Origin of the sequence: Mycobacterium sp. URHD0025, from assembly GCF_000426065.1 — a bacterium.
GTDB lineage: Bacteria > Actinomycetota > Actinomycetes > Mycobacteriales > Mycobacteriaceae > Mycobacterium.
This window is the reverse complement of the sequence record NZ_AUEQ01000009.1, coordinates 376,541-396,821: the sequence shown is the minus strand read 5'-3', so window position 1 is coordinate 396,821 and position 20,281 is coordinate 376,541. Positions and strand designations below refer to the sequence as shown.

General features: G+C 66.6%; 22 protein-coding genes and 1 pseudogene. 8 read left to right on the top strand and 15 right to left on the bottom strand.

Going from position 1 to position 20,281, the window contains the following annotated elements; all coding sequences use genetic code 11:
- Positions 1–94: 94 nt before the first annotated feature.
- The 7 genes and pseudogenes from H977_RS0114555 to H977_RS33180 form a co-directional block, all read right to left on the bottom strand.
- The gene (locus H977_RS0114555) at positions 95–850 is read right to left on the bottom strand and encodes a hypothetical protein (protein ID WP_029108546.1); all 756 of its coding nucleotides are present in this window, start codon (positions 848–850) and stop codon (positions 95–97) included.
- Positions 843–1,649: a WhiB family transcriptional regulator gene (locus H977_RS35305; RefSeq protein WP_051288853.1), complete on the bottom strand. Its 807-nt coding sequence runs from the start codon at positions 1,647–1,649 to the stop codon at positions 843–845. Before H977_RS35305 ends, H977_RS0114555 begins: the two co-directional genes overlap by 8 nt.
- Positions 1,646–2,680, bottom strand: coding sequence for a helix-turn-helix domain-containing protein (locus H977_RS0114545; RefSeq protein ID WP_029108545.1), 1,035 nt, complete (start codon positions 2,678–2,680; stop codon positions 1,646–1,648). The genes H977_RS35305 and H977_RS0114545 overlap by 4 nt, the downstream gene beginning before the upstream one ends.
- Positions 2,681–2,826: 146 nt before the next feature.
- Positions 2,827–3,075, bottom strand: a complete 249-nt coding sequence (locus H977_RS0114540; RefSeq protein WP_029108544.1) for a hypothetical protein — start codon at positions 3,073–3,075, stop codon at positions 2,827–2,829.
- A gap of 138 nt (positions 3,076–3,213) precedes the next feature.
- Positions 3,214–3,576 (bottom strand): hypothetical protein, encoded by a 363-nt coding sequence (locus H977_RS0114535; protein WP_155946644.1) that lies wholly within the window; start codon positions 3,574–3,576, stop codon positions 3,214–3,216.
- Positions 3,573–5,078 (bottom strand): recombinase family protein, encoded by a 1,506-nt coding sequence (locus H977_RS0114530; protein WP_029108542.1) that lies wholly within the window; start codon positions 5,076–5,078, stop codon positions 3,573–3,575. Before H977_RS0114530 ends, H977_RS0114535 begins: the two co-directional genes overlap by 4 nt.
- Before the next feature lie 28 nt (positions 5,079–5,106).
- Positions 5,107–6,153, bottom strand: a pseudogene (locus H977_RS33180) (HNH endonuclease signature motif containing protein); the annotation flags it as partial.
- A gap of 117 nt (positions 6,154–6,270) precedes the next feature.
- Here H977_RS33180 and H977_RS0114520 point away from each other — a divergent pair.
- Positions 6,271–7,125, top strand: a complete 855-nt coding sequence (locus H977_RS0114520; RefSeq protein WP_029108541.1) for a hypothetical protein — start codon at positions 6,271–6,273, stop codon at positions 7,123–7,125.
- On the opposite strand, the gene H977_RS0114515 is transcribed toward H977_RS0114520, so the two are convergent.
- Genes H977_RS0114515 through H977_RS0114495 form a run of 5 tightly spaced genes read right to left on the bottom strand, consistent with a single transcriptional unit; the run spans position 7,122 to position 12,221 of the window.
- The gene (locus H977_RS0114515) at positions 7,122–8,195 is read right to left on the bottom strand and encodes an ATP-dependent DNA ligase (RefSeq protein ID WP_029108540.1); all 1,074 of its coding nucleotides are present in this window, start codon (positions 8,193–8,195) and stop codon (positions 7,122–7,124) included. The genes H977_RS0114520 and H977_RS0114515 overlap by 4 nt on opposite strands.
- Positions 8,196–8,233: 38 nt before the next feature.
- The gene (locus H977_RS0114510) at positions 8,234–9,091 is read right to left on the bottom strand and encodes an SDR family NAD(P)-dependent oxidoreductase (protein ID WP_029108539.1); all 858 of its coding nucleotides are present in this window, start codon (positions 9,089–9,091) and stop codon (positions 8,234–8,236) included.
- Positions 9,081–10,325, bottom strand: coding sequence for an NADH:flavin oxidoreductase/NADH oxidase family protein (locus H977_RS0114505; RefSeq protein ID WP_029108538.1), 1,245 nt, complete (start codon positions 10,323–10,325; stop codon positions 9,081–9,083). The genes H977_RS0114510 and H977_RS0114505 overlap by 11 nt, the downstream gene beginning before the upstream one ends.
- 13 nt (positions 10,326–10,338) lie before the next feature.
- Positions 10,339–11,259, bottom strand: a complete 921-nt coding sequence (locus tag H977_RS0114500) for an alpha/beta hydrolase (RefSeq protein WP_029108537.1) — start codon at positions 11,257–11,259, stop codon at positions 10,339–10,341.
- Positions 11,256–12,221, bottom strand: coding sequence for an enoyl-CoA hydratase/isomerase family protein (locus H977_RS0114495; protein ID WP_029108536.1), 966 nt, complete (start codon positions 12,219–12,221; stop codon positions 11,256–11,258). The genes H977_RS0114500 and H977_RS0114495 overlap by 4 nt, the downstream gene beginning before the upstream one ends.
- Before the next feature lie 98 nt (positions 12,222–12,319).
- Here H977_RS0114495 and H977_RS0114490 point away from each other — a divergent pair, with 98 nt between their 5' ends.
- Positions 12,320–12,889, top strand: coding sequence for a TetR/AcrR family transcriptional regulator (locus H977_RS0114490; RefSeq protein WP_029108535.1), 570 nt, complete (start codon positions 12,320–12,322; stop codon positions 12,887–12,889).
- On the opposite strand, the gene H977_RS0114485 is transcribed toward H977_RS0114490, so the two are convergent.
- Positions 12,874–13,431, bottom strand: coding sequence for a TetR/AcrR family transcriptional regulator (locus tag H977_RS0114485; protein ID WP_029108534.1), 558 nt, complete (start codon positions 13,429–13,431; stop codon positions 12,874–12,876). The genes H977_RS0114490 and H977_RS0114485 overlap by 16 nt on opposite strands.
- Before the next feature lie 92 nt (positions 13,432–13,523).
- On the opposite strand from H977_RS0114485, the gene H977_RS0114480 reads away from it, so the two are divergent.
- The 6 genes from H977_RS0114480 (at position 13,524) to ligD (ending at position 18,528) form a co-directional block, all read left to right on the top strand.
- Complete coding sequence (locus H977_RS0114480) at positions 13,524–13,925, top strand: DUF4345 domain-containing protein (protein WP_081681723.1); 402 nt, start codon at positions 13,524–13,526, stop codon at positions 13,923–13,925.
- A gap of 1 nt (position 13,926) precedes the next feature.
- Positions 13,927–14,748, top strand: coding sequence for an SDR family oxidoreductase (locus H977_RS0114475; RefSeq protein WP_029108532.1), 822 nt, complete (start codon positions 13,927–13,929; stop codon positions 14,746–14,748).
- 14 nt (positions 14,749–14,762) lie between these two features.
- Positions 14,763–15,635, top strand: a complete 873-nt coding sequence (locus H977_RS0114470; RefSeq protein ID WP_029108531.1) for an alpha/beta fold hydrolase — start codon at positions 14,763–14,765, stop codon at positions 15,633–15,635.
- Positions 15,632–16,327, top strand: a complete 696-nt coding sequence (locus H977_RS0114465) for an SDR family oxidoreductase (RefSeq protein ID WP_029108530.1) — start codon at positions 15,632–15,634, stop codon at positions 16,325–16,327. Before H977_RS0114470 ends, H977_RS0114465 begins: the two co-directional genes overlap by 4 nt.
- Before the next feature lie 85 nt (positions 16,328–16,412).
- Complete coding sequence (locus H977_RS0114460; RefSeq protein ID WP_029108529.1) at positions 16,413–17,471, top strand: ATP-dependent DNA ligase; 1,059 nt, start codon at positions 16,413–16,415, stop codon at positions 17,469–17,471.
- A 1-nt stretch (position 17,472) separates the two neighbouring features.
- Positions 17,473–18,528 carry a non-homologous end-joining DNA ligase gene (gene ligD / locus H977_RS0114455; protein WP_029108528.1) on the top strand — a complete coding sequence of 352 codons (1,056 nt, stop codon included), beginning with the start codon at positions 17,473–17,475 and terminating at the stop codon, positions 18,526–18,528.
- Here the strand turns inward: ligD and H977_RS0114450 are convergent, their stop codons facing one another.
- A complete protein-coding gene (locus tag H977_RS0114450; protein WP_029108527.1) occupies positions 18,529–19,395 on the bottom strand; it encodes an SDR family NAD(P)-dependent oxidoreductase in 867 nt (288 codons plus the stop codon).
- A gap of 45 nt (positions 19,396–19,440) precedes the next feature.
- Positions 19,441–20,262 (bottom strand): SDR family NAD(P)-dependent oxidoreductase, encoded by an 822-nt coding sequence (locus H977_RS0114445; protein WP_231395950.1) that lies wholly within the window; start codon positions 20,260–20,262, stop codon positions 19,441–19,443.
- Between the last annotated feature and the right edge of the window lie 19 nt (positions 20,263–20,281).

The window sequence follows — 20,281 nt, the reverse complement described above, 5'->3', positions numbered from 1 at the left end:
ATTCGCGGCTGGCGACTCGCCGTTTGCCGTCCCTCGCTTGGAGGTGGCTCACCACACCCTGGGCGGGGTGCCTGTGTGCTCTTGGGGTGGAATGTTACTCCGCCCGAGGCGCAAAGGCGTCCCTCCAGCTGCCGCCGGGGGTGGGGCGCTCGCTGGCACCGGAGTGCAGCGGCCCGGCGTACCGTTCACGGGGACGCTGCCAGTGCGGGTGACTGGCGATGAGCCTGTCGACCACGGCGTCGACTTTCGCCGGGTCGACCGCGTCCGACGCATCGAGGCAATCGGAGACGGTGTGATCAACGAAGAGGTCGGCGGGGTCGGCCAGCCGGCCTGCTGCGAGACGCTGAATCTCGTTGCGCTGAAACGTTTCTATGACTTCGTTCTGTCTGCTGATTACCTTCTCGGCGGCGCGCAGTCGCACGCGGTAGCGGGCCTCACGGACACTCTGCGCGGGTTCGGTGTCTTCGTCAGCTTCCTGGATCGTCTCGGCGGCCAGTGCTGCGTACTCCTCCGGCGTGAAGCCGCCGTCGTCGTCGGTTTCCTGGGTGGGCCGAAACGCGTCGGTGAATTCGCCCCCCGTGTCCTGCGTTTCGGTCCCGGAACTCTGGTTCGGGTGTGGGCCGTCGTCGGTGTCAGTGCCCGCGTCGTCGCCGGGCGGTGGGGCCTCGGTGTTGTCGAGGTGGTCGAGGTGGGCGGCCTCGGGGCCGGGGTCGGCAGCGGCGCGCTGCAGGCGTGGCGTCGCTGTGGCCGCGTTGTAGCGGATGGGCTTGCGCCGGGTGTGCTGCGTCGCGGGGGGTGCTTCTGGGCTGTCTGCGGCGCTCTCAGCGCCCAGTGCGGGGCCGTCAGTCATGATGGGTGGCCTTCCATTCGGCGCGCAGCCGGTCGAGGTCGGCGCACATCGCGGTGAAGTGCGCCGCGATGTGTTGCGCGCCTTCGGGGGTGAGCAGTGTTTCGGTGGTGCCGACGCGGTCGCTGCCGACGAGCAGGCCGATGACGTCCTGGCCGTTGATGTACCGGTAGACGTAGTCGAGGCTCGTGGCGGCGATGGTGATGGTGTCGGGGGGCAGGGTGATCGGTTCGATGTCGTTGTCGTGCATGGGTTTCCTTCCGATGTTGGTGTTGATGGGCGGCAAATACCGAACGTGTTCGGCATTTCCGAGCACGGGGGAGTTGGGCAGGGTCCAGAGTCGTTGGCCGCCGTGCTGGCCGGTGATCCGTTCGACCTCGACGCCGAGACGGTGCCGGGCGGTGGCCAGAGTGGAGATGTCGAAGCCCGCGCGCTGGGCGTCGGCGCGCACCTGGGTGGAGATGACCGGGCCGTGGCGCTGGAAGTAGTCGGCGAGCCAGCGGGTGGCGCGGTCGGCTTTGGTGGGCGGTCGGGGTGGATGGTCGCGCAGCCGTTTCACTCTCGGCGGTGCGAGGAACCTTCCGGCGACCACACCACTGGGCTGCCGCGCCCTCGGGACGCTGCCGATCCAGGCCTGGCACTCCGGCAACACCGGGCACCCGGCGCAGACCTGTTGGGCCGCAGCGATGGCGGCCCGGTCGCGCCCGTCGGCGACATCCATCACGGCCTGCTGTCCCCGGCAGGCTGCGCCGGGGAGATGGGGTACGGCGCGGGCCAGGTCGCGCAACAGTTCGGCGATCACGGCGATCCCGTCCCGTAGCGGACACCGAAGCCGCCGTTTCCGACGTTCGACACCGACTCGCAGGTGTCCGGCGGCACCGATGACACCGTCCCGAAATAATCGAGCTGCGGGTCAGGCCCGTAACCGTGGTCGCACCACCACGGGTCGGGATCGTCTCCGACCCAGACGCGACCGTAGCTGTTGCATCTGCCGCAGCCGTCAATCGCCTTCCGCCAGTCGTTGCAGTCCACTTTCCACTGTGCGCGGCGTTTGTCCCATTCCTCACGCATCAGGCGTAGGTCTCGGCAGGTGCCACAGGCCGCGCTTACGCCGTGGTCACGGTCGCAGAACTTGGGCGGTCCCTGAGCTATCCACTCCGGGCGGAAGTCGGGTAACAGTTCTTCGGCGAACTCGGCCCACGATTGCGGGTGCACGTCTTCCCAGGCCTCATGCTTGCGCCAGGCACGCTCGCAGGCTGTGCAGTTCTCGACGCCGGGCGGTTCGTGCTCCGGGCAGCAAACCTCTGGTTCGCTATCGCGTGAAACGCGAGGCGGGGGGGTGGTGGGGGTGGCGTCAGCCACCCTTCCCCCCTTCTTCCCTTCTTCTTTACTACTTCGGGTCTCGCTGGCGGGACCCTTTTGGGCCTCCAGCGGGACCCTTTTCGTCTCCAGCGGGACCCTTTTCGCGTCAGAAAGGGTCCCGCTGGTGAGACCCTTTAGGTCCGAAAGGGTCTCACTGGTGACACCCTTTGCGATCAGGCGCCACCGGGTCGAGCAACCACGGCCACCCTTGCGCCCGCCGTCGCATGTGATGATGCCGTGCGACTCAAGCTGGCCCAGGATGCGGATCACGGTGCTACGGCCCAGTTCGCAATCCTCGGCCAGCACGGCGACCGACGGCCACACCACCGACCTGTCCTGGCTGGCGTACTCGCACAACTCCACGGCCACCCGGTACTGGGTGGCGGTGATTCCGGCGCGGCGCAGGCTGCGGCGAAACGCGCGGGGGTTGAAGGGGTTGAAGGCGGTGCCGTTTTCGTTATCGGGCGGCATGCGCTTCGCCGCCTTCGGTGATGTGGACAGCGGCCCCGTCGCCGGTCTCACACCTAGACTCGACAGGGACGCAGGTCGTGGTGGCCGGTGTTGCGTAGGTGTCGGTTCCCTCCAGGGTGGGCTGCCCTGGGGGGCCGACTTTTTCGTCAGGCGGCATCGTCGCCACCACCTCGGCGCACCGGCTTGAGCAGCTCCGCCAGCTGGTCGCGCTGGGCCTGGGTCAGCGGCGGCGCTTGAGCGAGTTGGCGTTCGATGAACGCGGCGATGCGGGCGGCGTTGAGGTCGCGCTTGGCGTTGTCCAGTTCGGGACTGTCAGCGGGACGTTCACCGGCCTTGATCGCCCGCGTGAGCCCGGCAACGCGGGCGTGGTAAGAGCGGACACTCTCGACGGGCACTTCGGATGCCTCCAGGCATGCGGAAAACATCCCTCCGCATGAGAGGCGGTCCCCGGAAACTGTCGGGCTGCCCGGGTGGCCCAGTCGGGAGACAATGCTACAGCCCGCAGCGGCGGCTGCCCGGCGTGTCGCGCCCTTTTACTTCCAGGCCACCACGGTGTCGAGATTCCTCACCGGCACCTGGGCGATACCGTTGGCCCGCAGTTCCTCCAGCACCGCCGACAGCGGCGGGTAGTCGCGGTCGTAGTCGCGGTCGAGGGTGTGCTTCAGGTCCACACGGCAGTCCCGGCAGCGGAACCCGATGCGCCGATGTATCCGCGACCACCTAGCCGGAGCGAAAGGCCCGTGGGCCGTCTCCTGGCGCAGCGCGGCGTGTGACGGCATTGGCCACCACTGCGGCGGGTCAGCCTCCTGGCGGGCGTACCGGCGCAGGACACGGCGCTCGTGGCGGGCGCCCGGTGGGCCTTCGCAGAACACCTCGATGATGGCGGGGGCGTTCACCGCCACACCACCCCGACGCGCTCGGGGTCGAATCGCTCGGTGGCGCTGGGCCGGTGGCTGCGCCCGACCGGCTTGATGGTCAGGTTCAGCAGCACTTCGATGACGGCCCGGTAGCGGTCGGGGCTCAGCTCCTCGACGGCCTCCCTGACTTGCGGTGTGCCCAAGGGCAATCCGTCGAAGATTCGGGCCTTGTCGCTGTCGACTTGCTCGGCGTCGATGGCCTCGACCTTGCGGTCGATGCGGTCGATCATCCGGTGATAGGCGGCCTTGTCGAGCAGGCCGTCGGCGCGCTCGTCGGCGATCTCACCGCGCCGGGCCAACAAGGTCTGGCGCTCGGTGCGCAGGCGCTCGGCCTTTTCCTCATCGAACTCGGGGGCCTTCAGCAGGTCCACGGCATCCGGTTTGGCCAGCCTCCCGGCGACCAGCTCGAAGGTCAGCGGCTCGATGTGCCGCGCGCGGATGGACACACCGCGACATCCCGCACAGGAGTAGGTGATCGAGCGTTCACGATTCGTCTTCAGCGGCTTGGTCTCCCCGGCCTTGGGCCTGCCCGGGGCGTTGCCCGTGGCGCGGATCACCCATTGGCCGGACAAGTGGTGCCCGCAGCGTTCGCAGTTCAGCAGGCCGGTCAGCAGGTGTCGGCGGATGGCTTTCGTCCCGGGTTTGCGGCTGTCGGCGTTGAGGATGGTTTGCACTGAGCGCCAAGTGTTTTCGGGCACCAGGGCGGGCCAGGTGCCGGGGCCGACAACCTCGCCGTTGTGTTCGCGCAGCCCAGCGTTGCGGGCTTTGCGCAGGAACAACGACACGGTGCTGTGTGTCCACGGCTTGCCTGTCAGCCCGAAAGCTTCGGCGTCGTTGAACATCCGCGCGATATCCACCATCGAGCACCCGTTGAGCACCATCTTGTAGGCGGCGAGCACCAGGGGTGCGGTCATCGGGTCGGGTTCGCGCACCCCGGTGTCGGCCTCCTTGGTGCCGGTGTAGGGTAGATACCCGAACGCTTTGCGCCACTTGGGCATTCCCAGCTCGGCCTTCTGGCGCGCGGCCCGGCGCATACGGACTCTCATCTTGGCGACCTCCATCTCACTGATCGCGGTCGACACCTGGGCGCGGAACACGTCGTCGGCGTTGGCGAAGTCGATCACGCCGATGTTGGTGGTGGCCAGCAAGACACCGCGCGGCTGCAGCACCGGGCGCAGCGACTCAAGGTCGGCCATGGTGCGCCAGCCCCGGTCCTGATTCCACACGACGATCCCGTCGAGCCGACCGCCCTTCACGTCGGCCAGCAGCCGGTCCCACTCGGGCCTGGGACCGCCGCTGGTGGCGCTCTTGTCGTTGTCGGCGTACACGTCGACCGGGGTCCAGCCGTTCACCTCGCACAGCACGGCGGTGTCCTCGCGCTGGCGGGTGACACCGGCACGTTTGTCGCGGGGGTCGGAGCTGATGCGCAGGTAGCAGCCTGCGCGGACGGTGCGGCCAGGGGCCGTGAAGATCGCTGACATACCCCGAGTGTAGTTCGGCCAACCGCTAATGATAGGGGCACACCAGGACGAGGTTGTGCAGTTCGGTGGTACCGCCGTTTTCCCAGTGCACCAGGTGGTGGGCGTGTAGGCCGCGGGTGGCCCCGCAGCCGGGGACCACGCAGCAGTGGTCGCGGTGCTCCAGGGCGCGGCGCAGCCGGCGGCTGATCTGGCGGGTGGTGCGGGCGGCGCCGAGGGGTTGGCCGTGGCGTTGGAACCAGGCTTCGAAGGTGGCCTCGCAGAGCAGGTATTGGCGTTCTTCGTCGGTGAGCAGCGGACCCAGGTGTAGCGAGGCGACCGGGGTGCCGCCGTCCTTGTCGAGGTTGAGGTGCACGATGACGGTGGTGTGCTGGCCGTGGGGGCGACGTGCCGCCTCAGCGTCCCAGCCGGCTTCGATGAGACTCATGAACGCGTCGACATGGTTGGGAAACGGTGGTGCCTGCTCGTCGGGACCCTCAGCGCCGGTGTCGTGGTGGTGTTTCCAGTCGGCGACCAGTCCGTCGTGATGTGCGCGCAGGCCGGCGTCGAACTTGGCGGCTTCCAGGCGGGGTAGCCGAATCGTGTAGGTGGTGTAGTCGTCGGTTTCGGTGCGGGTGAACGACCGGGGCGGTTCGGGTTGTGGTGTGGAGTCGGGGCGGGGTTCGAGTTTGACGGCGGTGCGTAGTTGGTTGACGGTGGCCACGCTGGCCAACTGGGCGTAGTGGGCATCGGAGCCGTCGGCGGCTTTCTCGGCGATCACTCCGACCTGATCCAGCGACAGGCGTCCGTCGCGTAGGGCTTGGGTGCAGCGGGGGAATGCGTCGATGCGGCGGGCGATGGCCACGGTGGTTTCGGCGTTGCGGGGGCTGGCCCCGGTTTTCCAGGCGACCAGTGCTTTCATCGAGCGGGCACCGGTGTTCCCGCACAGTTCGTCGCGGTCCAGTTCGGCGACGATTTCCACGATGCGGCCGTCGATCGCGTTGCGTTGACCGCACAGCTGCTCCAATTCCCCGAACAACACCTCGATCCGCCGCACAGGATTCACCTGCGGGGTGAAAGACGCTGCGGCCGAGGACATAAGATCATCATCGCAGAGGGGTACGACAAGTTCCGGGCCGCCAAACGGCCCATGCGCGACACCAGACCACGGGTTTTCAAGGGTCCCAAACCTCAGTGCAGCCGCCAGGCTCATCGAATGGCGACGATCCTGCTGCAGACCACGATCACGGAGAGTCCCGACGATTGGGATGTCAGCCGGTTCTCGATGCTGGCCGCCGAGCTTCGCGCGGATGGACACGAGGTGCTGGCGCGTAACCGGGTTGATCATGGTGCGCAGGATCCGGTGCTCAGCCATCTCGATGAGCTCGGTTTCGACCAGCTGTGGTTGATGGCGGTCGACGTCGGCAACGGTCTGACACCTGACGAGTGTGCGGCGATCGGCAGGTTCCGCGGACTCGGAGGTGGGGTGCTCACCGCGCGTGACCACCAGGATCTGGGCAGCTGCCTGCTTGGACTTGGCTCGTTGGGGCAGGTCAACGAGTTTCACGATGCGGGCCTGGACGCGGTGTCACGGTGCGACGACCAGGACAATCCCCACATCTCGTGGCCCAACTACCACTCGGGCGCCAACGGCGACTACCAGCCGGTGTTGGCCGACGAGCCGGTGCACCAGCTGCTGCGCACCAGCCGGACCGCCAGTGGGCGCATCGAGTGGTTCCCGGCCCACCCTCACGAGGGATTGGTGTCGGCGCGAGTGCCGTTCGCGACGGTGGTGGTCCGCGGGCGCAGCACTGCCACGGGCAGGGAATTCAATCTCGCGGTGGCGCTGGACGGTGAGCGCACGCCGGAGGGCAGGCCGATGGGCCGGGCCGTGGCCGAGTCGACGTTCCACCACTTCGCCGATTACAACTGGGATCTGGACAGTGGCGCGCCGTCGTTCGTCACCGATCGGCCTGGCTGGCAGATACGTGCCGATCCGTCGCGACTGGGGGTGTTCAAGGATTACGTCCGCAATATCGCCACCTGGCTGCAGCCGCCGGATCACTCCTAGCGGCGGCCCAGGCCCGGAACGATGTCGTCGAGCCGGAAGGTGACCGGTTGTTCCAATTGGGCGTAGGTGCACGAGCGCGGGTCGCGGTCGGGCCGCCAGCGGTTGAACTGGGCGGTGTGGCGGAACCGACGGCCCTCCATGTGGTCGTAGCGAACCTCGACAACCCGTTCGGGCCGCAGCGGTACGAACGACAGATCCTTACCGGCGTTCCAGCGTGAGCCGCCGCCGTATCTCCGCGCGAGGTCCGGATCGGCCGCCACCTGTGCGGCCCAGTTCCACGGGTGGTTCTCGAAACTGGTTACCAAAGGCTGCAATTCGGCGAAGAGGGCACGGCGTCGCGCCATCGGGAAGGCGCCGATGACGCCGACGGAGGCCAGCTCACCGTCATCGGTGTACAGCCCGAGCAGTAGCGATCCGATCGCGTCAGGGCCCGACTTGTGCAGGCGATAGCCCGCGACCACGCAGTCGGCGGTCCGCTGGTGCTTGATCTTCACCATGACCCGTTTGTCGGGCTGGTAGGTGAGGGTGAGCGGCTTGGCGATCAGCCCGTCGAGCCCGGCTCCCTCGAACTCGTCGAACCAGCGCCGCGCGGTCGGCAGATCGGTGGTCGCCGGGGTGACGTGGAACGACGGACCCGAACCCAGCGCATCCACCAGGGCGGCACGACGCTCACTGAACGGTCGGCCCGTGAGGTCGTCGTCACCGAGTGCCAGCAGGTCGAACGCGATGAAGCACGCGGGTGTCTGTTCGGCCAGTAGACGTACTCGAGACGCCGCCGGGTGCAGACGCAGTTGCAGGGCCTCGAAATCCAGGCCGCCGTCGGTGGGCAGGACGATCTCACCGTCGACCACGCATCTGGGTGGGAGCTCGGCCTTGGCCGCCTCGACGAGTTCGGGGAAATACCGCGTCATCGGGCGCTCGTTGCGGCTGCCCAGCTCGACTTCGTCACCGTCGCGGAACACCAACGCCCGGAAGCCGTCCCACTTGGGTTCGTAGGACGCGTCCGGTGGGATCGCCGTCGCCGGCTTGGCCAGCATGGGCGAGACGGGCGGCATCACGGGTAACCGCATGGGGACCAGTATTCCGTGACGGCGGGTGTATCGGCCGATTACACCGGCGAGCGACTCTCGAGTTGCGTAAGCGCTCGCCGCACGGCGGCGTCTCGTGCGAGTTTCGCGTCGACAATCGGTCCGGCTACGCCTCGAAGGGCGGCGACGGGTCTCCAGCGTCCAGGAACCGTGATGGACGATTGCCGCCTCTGGAGCCCGTCCGCGATCGCGGCCGCTGCGGCCTGCGGCTGGATTCGCTTGAGGACGAACTTGGGCATCGCCGACAGCAGGGCCGACACATGCGGATCGGCATCGACGCCCTGGCGGATCATGTCGGTCTCGATGAGAGAAAAATACGCCGTCATCGCCGATGCTCCGTGGCAGGCCAACTCGACACGAAGCCCGCGGCCGAGCTGCTCGATCGCGGCCTTGCTCATCGCGTACGGGATGGCTCCCGCCCCGTTGATGTAGGCGAACACCGAACTCACCAGCACGATCTGCCCGCGGCTGCGGATCACGGATTCCAGGGTGGCTGCCACGGTATTGACGACTCCGGCCACGTTGACGGACATGACGGCACCCACCTGGTCTGGGGTGAGCGTGCGGAGGGTGCCGCCACGCCCGAGAACGCCGGCGTTGGCGATCACGACGTCGATGCGCCCGAATTCTTCGCGGGCTCGCCGTGCGGCCTCCTGGACGGAATCCAGCTGGGTGACATCGCATTCCAACGCCAGAACACGACCGTTCGGCAGCGTCCGCGCGACCTGCTGCACTGCGGGCAGATTCACGTCCGCCAGCACGACTTGAGCCCCTCGACCAGCAAGCGCAACGGCGGTGGCTTCACCAAGCCCGCGGCCGGCTCCGGTGATCAGCACGACCTTGTCGGACAGCGAATAGCGCTCCACGTCAAAGACCACGCTTGCGACCGAGCGACACAGTGCCGTTGCGGCGCAGCATCGCAAGCATGGTGGCGATGCGCCCGCGGTTGAGGTCGGGTGTCAGGCCGTCGCCGACCCGGTGCAATTGGTCTGTGTGCCAGGAGAGTTCGAGAATGCCGTCGAGGGACTTCAGGTCGACGAACCGGCCGAGGACACCGCGCATTCCGGCGCGCAATGAGTGTGAAGCCAGTGTCTCGGCGCGGCCGGCCAACACCACATCTGCGGCGTCGGGCGTGGTGGCGGTGGGCCGGCCCAGACCGATGACGTCGCACTCACCGGAATCGACCGCCTCTGCCATCGCGGCTCGCGAACGGAAGCCACCTGTGACGGCCAGCGGGATGTCGCCGGCAAGGCCGCGGACCGTGCGGGCGTACTCGAGGAAGTAGGCCTCGCGCTTGCGAGTGCTCTCGGCGGCCTTGCCCATCATGGCGGGCTGCTCATAGCTGCCGCCGCTGACTTCGATCAGGTCGAGACCCTCACGTGCCAACGCCGCCACCACCAAGCGTGATTCATCTTCGGTGAACCCGCCACGCTGGAAGTCGGCCGAGTTGAGTTTGATCCCCACCGCGAAGCCAGGCGAAACGCGTGAGCGAATCCGGCGCACGACCTCGAGCACGAAGCGCATCCGGCGTTCCGGGTCACCACCCCATTCGTCGTCGCGCTTGTTCGACAACGGCGACAGAAACTGAGCGACCAGGTAGCCGTGCGCGCCGTGGATCTGCACGCCGTCGAAACCCGCCGTCTCGCATACCGCCGCCGCGTTCGCGAAACGTTCGATGATGGCTTCGATCTCGCCAGGTGTCAGCTCACGCGGCGTGGTCGCACCGGGGAAGTTGAGGGCCACCGGGCTGGGTGCCACCGGCGTGTGGCCGAGTGCGAGCGGGTTCGACTGCCGCCCTGGGTGGTTGAGCTGAACCCAGATCGGAACGCCGGCGTCCTTGGTGGTCTTGGCCCATCGTGACAGCGCATCCAGGTTGCGCTCGTCCTCGATGACGACATTGCCCGGCTCGCCGAGCTGAGTGCGGTCGACCATCACGTTGCCGGTGACGATCAGACCGTAGCCGCCGTGGCTCCAGCTCGTGTAGAGCCGCTCCAGACGCTCGTCGGGAGCGTTGTGCTTGTCGCCGAGCCCTTCGCTCAACGCGGCCTTCATGATTCGATTGGGCAGTACCTGGCCGCACGGTAGCGTCAGCGGGTCGTGCAGGGAAGTCATACGGATGTTCCTTTCAGGAAAGGGTGGCATTCGCCGGATGTAGATGGCGAGTGAGGAATTCGACCTGATCGCGCACCAGTGCTTCGAAGGGCGCGCTGAGATAGAAGTCGAAATGGCCGGCGTCGTAACGTTTGATCTCGCCCCTGGGCGCGGTGTGCGCGTACCGCAGGGTTTGGGCAGGCGGCGTCACACTGTCGGTGTTGCTGACGCAGAACAGGATTGGAAACGTGATGTTCTTCGCCGAACGGCCGGGTCGGTAGGTCGCGATCGTCGGTGCGACCCGTGCCGCCACCTCATTCCGGAAGGTCATGTCGGGTGGTAGTAACGCCAGGTAACCGGGAAGCGCGTCCGGGGCGTTCATGAGGGCCACGGTGCGCGGGGGGCCGGCAAGCGGGATCATCGCGGGCGGCCTGCGCAAGACCATGGCAACGTAGTCTCGTGCGACCAACGGCAACACCTTCAGAGATTCGGTGGGGCCCAGCGCGAGCGCGGAGGCCAAGCCGTCGGTGAACGGGCATTGAGCCACCGCCGCTTTGAGCTCTGGATGGCGCGAGGCGACCGTGATGGCGTGCCCACCGCCGAAGGAGCTGCCCCAGACCGCGATGCGGGAACCGTCGACGCCGCGACGATTCTTCACCCAGGCGATGGCGGCATCCCAGTCGGCGAGCTGTCGCTTGATCGACAGAAGCTGACGAGGCTGACCGCTGCTGTCGCCGAAGTGGCGGTAGGTGAACGCCAAGGCGGCGATCCCGGCTTGCGCAAACCGTTCGGCGAAGGCGTCCAGCCGCATCTCGCGTGTCGCGCCGAGACCGTGCCCGAGAATGACCACGGGCGGTGACGTCACTCCGGTGGGCAGGTAAAGCCACGCGGCACAGGTGTCATCGCCGGAAGCGAACGATACGTCGTGACGGGTGAAAGGCTGTGCGGCGCTCACTTCTTCACCGCCCTGTCGGCCGCACCGACCGCGGGCACCCGGCCCGATGCGAGCGCTTCTGCATAGGTGTCGGGGTGGTAGAGAGGCAACTCGCCGGTGGCGTCGGTATCCGCGAGGTACTGCACCATCAGCTCCTGGCCGGTCTCCGACTGATCGGTGGGGAAGAACTCGGTCCGCTCGACGTGCAGACCTTCTGCCAGTGACATCGAGCCGCCGAAGTAGACCGCCCGCTTGATGCCCTCGACCGACGCCTTCGTCCGCTTCCCGAAGTGCTCGGCCAGCTCGGTCGCCCGCGTGACCAACTCGTCAGGTGCGACGACATCGTCGACGGCGCCATTGGCCAGCGCCTGCGCAGGTGTGAACGGCTTGCCCTCGAGGATCGCGACCAATGACTTGTGGGTGCCGATCAGGCGCGTGAGCCGTTGGGAGCCACCACCGCCCGGCATGATGCCGAGGAGGACCTCCGGCTGGCCGATGAAGTAGTCACCGTCGGCCATGACGCGCAGGTCGCATGCCCACGCGAATTCCGCTCCCAGGCCCAGCGCCGAACCGTTCAGCGCCGCAACGAAGATGACGCCGCTGGCATTCATCTTCATGAACGTCGCGTGCAGCCGGTCGAGCTGGCCGGCGCCGCTCAGCGGAGTTCTGTCCACGACCTGGCCCGGGACACCGGCACGGTCGATGGCTCTGGCAAGCCGAAGGGCGGCCGAGGCGCCGCGTCGGCCCAGTTTCGGTTTCACCGCTCCGCCTTCTTGCAGCCACCGGACGTCGGCGTGGCTGACGAACCGGCCAGGGCGTGCCCCGGTGAACACGACGGCGTGGACGGTTGGATCACGGTCGACGCGAGCGACCAATTCGTCGAGCTCGTTGGCGATCTCGACTCCGAACAAGCTGTGCGGGCCGCCGTCGACCCGCACGATCATGGTGGTGCCGCGGTCCTCGACCTGGAGGTGCACAGTCATCTCTTTCCTTCGGCGAAGTTGGCCAGAGACCTGCGAGGTATACCAATCGGTCTACTGGCAAACGCGACGGTAGTACACCGAATGGTATAGTGCAAGCCATGCGAGCGCGGGAACGTCTGATGTCGGCCACGGCCACACTCATGCAGAAGCAAGGTGTGGCCGGCACTGGGATCGCGGAGATCCTGTCCGAAAGCGGCGTGACGCGACGATCGATCTACCTGAATTTTCCGGGTGGCAAGTCCGAGCTGGTCGCCGCGGCGACGCGTGCCGCGGGAGATGAACTGACCGCTGTGCTGCGCGAATGTATCGCGCAGCGGGATCCGATCGGGGCGTTTACCCGCGTGTGGAGCGAGATGCTGGTCAGCACGGACTTCGAGGGCGGCTGCCCCATCGTGGCGGCGGCGTTCAGTCGTGGCGAAGCTCCCGAGGCCGCCGGTACCGCCGCCGAGGTGTTCGCGGAGTGGGGTCAGCTACTGGCCGACAGACTGATCGAGGACGGCATCGGTCGCGCTGCGGCGCAATCGTTGTCGACGACTGTCGTGGCGGCGCTCGAAGGGGCGATCATCCTTTCCCGCGCCACGGAGTCGACCAAGCCGCTGACGCAGGTGGCCCGGCATCTCAAAGAGTTGATCGCCCAGCACCTTCCACCTGGTCAGCGCACCGCTTGATCCAGCAGTGTCGTGGCCGCCTTACGCGCATGTGTCCAGCAGGACGGGTCGTCGAGGGAGGTTGACAGTGCGGCTGCGCCTTCGTAGAGAAGCGCGAGTTGATTGCCCAGCAGGGTGGGGTTGCTGGCACCGGCCTGGCGAGCCAGCCTGATCAGGCCCTTGATGTAGTTGCGCTTGTGTTCGTGGACGATGTCTTGAATTTCCGGCATCGCCTCGGCAGCTTCGACCGCCGCGTTGTGGAAGGGGCACCCGCGCATCTGCCCATCCGGGGACGGGGTGGCGAACAGCGCGAGAATGCGCTCTCGTGGTGTGCTGTTCGACGCGTCGGGTCCGGGGTGGATGGGATCTCCGACACCTTGCTGGATGCACCGCAGGTATTCCTCTACGACGGCGGCCTTGCTCGGAAAATGTTGGTAGAGAGTTCGTTTGGAGACCGAGGCTTCGCTGGCGAGCCGCTCGACGCCGGTGGCATTGATGCCTTCACGGTAGAACAGGTCGATGGCGGTGTTGAGGATGCGCTGTCGGGCGCCGCGACCGGTCATGGTCCGAGTATACCGATAGGTTTACATCGCGGGCAAAGGCGTGTAGCGTCACCGATCAGCAAGTACACCGATCGGTATATTAGGAGCTCGGCATGGTGCACCAATGGGACAGCAGGCGACGACTGCAATGGACGTTGGGTGTGCTCGCGGCGGTACCTGTGGCGAGCGCAACCGGTGAGATTCTGCGAGGCGCGCAAGGAGTGCCGGGCGGCTCACCCGAGGTGAGTCCGACAGTGGACAGTTCTCTGCGGTATGCCAATGTGTTCAAATTCGCTGTCGGGCCGGTGATCTGGTCTCAACTCCGTCATATCGACAAGTCGCCGGCCGTGTCATTCGCGGCAGCGACCATAGCGCTGGGAGGCGTTGCGCGGCTGGGGTCATGGCAACAGCGCGGGCGTCCGCACCCCGTCGCGCTGGGGGCAATCGCCCTCGAGACCGTCGGCGTGCCGATTCTGCTCGCCTGGCAGCGGCGCCTTTCGGCGAAGGCGGTGTGACATGCCCTCCGTACTCGTTACCGGCGCGGGCCGGGGCATCGGTCTGGCGATCGCCGAGCACATGAGCCGCCGAGGTTGGGACGTGTATGCCACTGCTCGGTCCGATGCCGCCCTGCACAGCCTCGATCGCTTGCCCAATGTGCACGCGATCGCGCTCGACATCACCGACAGATCCGCGATCGCGGCGCTTCCCGATCAGCTACCAGCCGAACTGAACGGCGTCGTCAACAACGCGGGCATCATCGTCAACGGACCGGTCGAGGGGCTGTCCCTTGATGATCTGACGCAACAGCTCAACGTCAATGTCATCTCGCAGATCGCCGTGACCCAGGCCGTGCTACCGAATATTCGCGCCGCCCGCGGCCGGGTGGTGTTCATGTCCTCGGTCAGCGGGTTGATCACCACACCGGGGACCGGCGCCTACACCGCGTCGAAGTACGCGATCGAATCCCTGGCCGACGCGCTTCGGATGGAGTTGCGTCCGTGGCGGATTCCGGTGTCACTCATCGAGCCGGGACCGATCCGGACCGACATGTGGGCCGACGTGCTCGGTGACTACGACCACATGACCAAACAACTCAGTGACGAGCACCGCCGGCTGTACGCGTCGCACCTCGCCGGCAGCCGGAAGTTGTTGGGACGTATGCAAAAACTGGCAGCCGACCCCAAGCGGGTCACCAAGGCTGTTGATCACGCGCTGACATCCAGGCGCCCCAAGCGTCGCTATCTGCTGGACATCATCAGTCGCACCCAGAAGGCCGTCGTCGCCATCACGCCCACCGCGGTCAACGACGCGGTGCTGGCCGCGGCGACCACGTCATAGGAAAGGGATTAATCATGACAAGCAAACGAAGCACCCACTGGGGCGGCACGTCGTACAAAAACGCGCCGACGAAATCGGTCTCCGTGGGCGGAACCCGATTCGTCTACCGGGAGCTCGGCATCGATACCGGCGTGCCCGTGATCTTCCTCAATCACCTGGCCGCCAATCTCGACAACTGGGACCCGAGGGTTGTCGACGGCATCGCGGCCAAGCATCGCGTGATCACCTTCGACAATCGCGGCGTCGGTGGTTCCGGGGGCAAGACACCGGACACCGTCGAGGCCATGGCGGACGACGCCGTGGCATTCATCCGTGCGCTCGGACTCGAGCAGGTCGATCTTCTCGGGTTCTCCCTCGGCGGAATGGTCTCGCAAGTGATCGCGCAACGAGAGCCCGCGCTGGTGCGGAAAGCCATCCTCGCGGGGACGGGCCCCGCGGGAGGTGAGGGCATCGTCAACGTGACGAGACTGACCTACCTCGACACGCTCCACGCATTCGCCACCTTCAAGGATCCCAAAGAGCTTCTGTTCTTCACCCGAACGGGACACGGCAAGTCCGAGGCCAAGGCGTTCATCAAGCGATTGAAGGAACGTACGAACGATCGGGACAAGGCGATGGCACTCGGAGCTTTCCGGACGCAGCTCAAGGCGATTCATGCGTGGGGCCTCGAGAAGCCGGCGGACCTCTCGACCATCCGTCAGCCCGTCCTGGTGGCCAACGGTGATGACGACCGCATGGTGCCGACGGTCAACTCCTACGACCTGGTTCGACGCCTGCCCAATGCGACGCTGCGCATCTACCCCGATGCGGGGCACGGCGGCATCTTCCAGGCCCATGAGCGGTTCGTCCCCGAAGCGCTCGAGTTCCTGGGAGCGACGATCGCATGACCGCGCTTGCCGAGCAGACAGTTCTGGTCACCGGAGCCAACCGGGGCATGGGACGCGAATACGTCGCGCAGCTCCTGGACCGCGGAGTGGCGAAAGTGTATGCGGCCGCCCGTGATCCGCGGGCGATCGAGGTCGAAGATCCGCGAGTCGTCGCGCTTCAGCTCGATGTCACCGACGCGGCATCCGTCGCAAGGGCAGCCGAAGTGGCGTCCGACGTCAGCCTGCTGATCAACAACGCCGGCATCGTCCGCGGAGCCTCGGTCCTTGACGCGAACAGCTCCGGTCTGCGCGAAGAGATGGAGACGAACCTGTTCGGCCCGTTGGCGATGGCATCCGCGTTCGCCGACCGGATCGCGGAAAGATCCGGTGCGATCGTCAACGTCGCGTCCGTGCTCGCATGGATGCCCATCGGTGCGAGCTACGGGGTGTCGAAGGCCGCGATGTGGAGCGCCACCGACTCCATGCGACTTGAACTCGGGTCGCGCGGCGTGCAGGTGGTCGGCGTCTACGTCGGCCTGGTGGACACCGATATGGCCGCGTTCGCGGACGCTCCGAAGTCAGACCCCGCCGACGTGGTCCGTCAGGTGCTCGACGGCATCGAGTCCGGCGCCGACGAGGTGCTGGCCGATGACATGACCCGCGCGGTGCGTGCACAGATGGACAAGCCGATCGGCGAACGCTTACGCGTATGAGGCTCACGTACGGGAGATAACTGGTCGGGGCGATGAGTTGGCGGCGGCGCGGCGGTCTAGATCCATGTCACCCCGATGAACCAGGATGGAGCCCGTGGACCTACCCGTAGTGCCGCCGATCGAACCGATGCTCGCCAAAGCCCAGGTGAAAGTGCCCGACGAGGCCGGGGTGTGGTCGTACGAGCCGAAATGGGACGGATTCCGCGCCCTGGCCTTCCGTGACGGCGACGAGGTGGTGCTGCAATCACGCAGTGGCAAGGAACTCGGGCGCTATTTTCCCGAGCTGCTGGACGCGCTGCGTGACGGGCTCGCCGGCCGCTGTGTCCTCGACGGTGAAGTGGTGGTCCCACGCCAGGTCGACGGCAGGGTCCGGCTCGACTGGGAGTCGTTGTCGCAGCGGATCCATCCCGCGGAGTCTCGGGTGCGCATGCTCGCCGAGCAGACTCCGGCGCATTTCATCGGATTCGACGCGCTGGCCACCGGCGACCGCTCACTGCTCGACGACCCTTTCCGGGTCCGCCGTGAAGCATTGATCGACGCCGTCAAGGCGACGCAGTGGTGTCACGTCACGCGAACCACCACCGATCCCGAACTCGGGGCGCAGTGGTTGCGGACCTTCGAGGGGGCCGGGCTCGACGGCGTGATCGCCAAGAAGCTCGACGGGCCCTACCTGCCGGGCAAGCGGGAGATGGTCAAGGTCAAGCATCATCGCGACGCCGACTGTGTGGCCATCGGTTACCGCATCCACAAGAGCGGTGAGGGCGTCGGCTCGATCCTGCTCGGGCTCTACCGGGCCGACGGTGAGCTGCAGATGGTCGGGGGAGCGGCGTCGTTCAGCGTCAAGGACCGGCTCAAGCTGCTTGCTGATCTGGAGCCGCTGCGTGAGGGCGATGAAGTCCGTGATGGCGACCCGAGCCGCTGGAACTCGGCGGCCGACAAGCGGTGGATTCCGGTGCGTCCCGAGCGGGTATGCGAGGTGGCGTATGACCAGATGGAGGGCAACACGGTGCACGGGAGGAGGTTTCGGCACGCGGTGAAGTTCCTGCGCTGGCGGCCCGACCGGGAACCCTCGAGCTGCACCTTCGACCAACTCGACGTGCCGTTGAACTACGACCTGTACGACGTCCTTGAGGGAGACAGTTGAGATGGCTGAAAAAGCTGGAGGAGCAACCGAACTCGACGTCGACGGGATCAAGGTCCGATTCACCAACCCCGACAAGGTGTACTACCCGAAGCTGGGTAGTGGCGGCACCAAGGGCAAGTTGATGGAGTACTACCTCAGTGTCGCCGACCGCATGGTCGCGCTGTTGAAGGACCGGCCCACCCATTTGCAGCGGTTCCCCGACGGCATCGAGGGCGAGGAGATCTACCAGAAGCGGGTGCCGCAGAAGCACCCTGACTATCTGGAGACCTGCGTCGTCACCTTCCCGTCCGGGCGCACCGCCGACGCCCTCAAGGTGACCCACCCGGCAGCCATCGCATGGGCCGCCCAGATGGGCACCATCACATTGCACCCCTGGCAGGTTCGGTGCCCGGACACCGAGCATCCCGATGAGCTGCGTATCGATCTGGACCCGCAACCGGGCACCGGGTTCGCCGAGGCCGCCGCGGTCGCGTGCGATGTGCTCAAGCCGTTGCTCGACGAATTGGGTCTGGTCGGCTACCCGAAGACCTCGGGCGGCCGTGGGGTACATGTCTTCCTCCGGATCAAGACTGACTGGGATTTCATCGAGGTCAGACGGGCCGGCATCGCACTGGCCCGCGAGGTCGAACGCCGCGCGCCCGATGCGGTCACCACGTCGTGGTGGAAGGAAGAGCGGGGCGAGCGGCTGTTCATCGATTACAACCAGAACGCCCGTGACCGCACGTTCGCCTCGGCGTACTCGGCCCGCAAAACCCCCATCGCGACGGTGTCGACGCCGTTGACCTGGAAAGAGCTCCGTACGGCCAATCCTGACGACTACACCATCGCCACTGTGCCGGATTTCCTTGCCGGACGCGAAGATCCGTGGGCAGGCATCGAGTCGACGAAGCAGTCGCTGCAGCCGCTGCTCGACCTGGTGGCCGCCGACGAGGAGCGTGGTCTCGGGGATCTTCCGTACCCGCCGAGCTACCCGAAGATGCCGGGTGAGCCGCCCCGGGTGCAGCCCAGCAAGAAGGTTGCCGAGAACTGGGACGAGGACGGCAACCGGAAGCCCTGATCAGCCGGTGGCTCCCAGCGGGTCGACCTGATCGGCGGTGACGTCATCGGCCGCGGTGGAAAGGCTGAGGGACTCCCACTTCTCGTCGTCGGCGAGCAGGTCGCGTCCGGCGGCGGTGGCGTAGCGATAGGCATCGGGTCCGACGAGCAATCGCTCTGGGGGATCACTCATCTCGGCGATGGTGAGGACCAGTTCGGCCACCTTGGCGGGATCGCTGGCACCGAGGTTTTCCGGTGTGCTCTGGGCGATCGACGCACCGACGGTGCCGGCGTACTCCTCGCGGACCGAGGCGACCCGCATCGACGGTCCGGCCCAATCAGTGCGCATACCACCGGGTTCGAGCACGGTGACCTTGATTCCGAGAGGCTCGACTTCCTTTGCGAGCACGCCGGAGAATCCGGTGACTGCCCACTTGGCGGACTGGTAGGCGCCCAGGCCGGCGCGCACGAGTCGCCCGCCCACTGATGAGATCTGGACGATGTGGCCGGAGCGCTGGGCGCGCATCACGGGCAACGCGGCTTGGGTCAGCCGTACGACGCCGAAGAAGTTGGCGTCGATCTGGGCACGGAAGTCGTCGAAGTCGAAGTCCTCGATGGCGGCCATGTTCGCGTAGCCCGCGTTGTTGACCAGTACGTCGAGTCGGCCGAACTGCTCGACCGCGGTGGCCACGGCCGCGTGGACCTGGGCGTCGTCCGTCACGTCGAGTTCGACAACGGCGAGGCGATCCGGCTCCTGCTCGGCAAGGTCGGCCAGGGCAGAGGGGGAGCGGACTCCGGCGACAACGCGGTGCCCCGCGCCCAGCGCGGCCTCGACGACGGCGCGGCCCAGACCTCGGGATGCGCCTGATACCAGAAACACGTACGACATTGCGGTTACCTACTTTCGGTTGACATATCTGGGTGGACTAACTGTTCAGGCGACGCTGCGGACCGTTCCGCCGTCGACGCGCAGATCGGTACCGCTGATGTAGCCGGCATGCATGCTGGCCAAAAATGCGACTGCGGAGGCGATTTCGTCCGGCCTGCCGAAGCGGCCGATGTCGTTGGGAAACCATTCGGTCGCGGCAGCCCTCTCGATGTCATCCCACGTCGAGCCCCACCCATGTGCGGCTGCGGCGCGGATGGCCATATCCCGTACAGGTTCGGTCAGCATGGCTCCTGGCGCGACGGTGTTCGAGGTGACGCCCGTGCCGGCGAGTTCCCGGGCCAGCGACACGGTGAGGTTGTGTCGGGCGGCGAGGGTTGCGTTGTAGTGCGGTTGCATCGCGACCGGCTGGATCGCCAGCCCGCCACCGATCTGAATGACGCGGCCCCACCCGCGCTGGCGCATCCCGGGCACGAGGCGCTCGATCATGCGCACCCCGGATACGACATTGGCCTGATAGATCTGTGCCCATGAGTCGGCCGTGAGTTCGGACCATCCGAGCCCGTCGTAGTACCCGGCGTTGTTGACGAGGATGTCGATGTCACCTGCGGTGGCGGCGACGGCGTCGGCACCGTCGTCGGTGGTCAGGTCCCCGGTGACGGAGACCGCGTCGCCGCCGCCGGCTCGAATGCCGTCGGCGACGGCCTTGGTGCGCGATGCGTCGCGTCCGTGGACGACGACGGACGCACCCTCCGCCGCAAGCGTTTCAGCGATGGCCTGACCGAGCCCGGTGCTCGATCCGGTGACCAGTGCGCGCTTACCCGACAAACCGAGATCCATGACCCGCTCCATGTCTACGTCTGTATACATCCGATAGGTATACAGACGT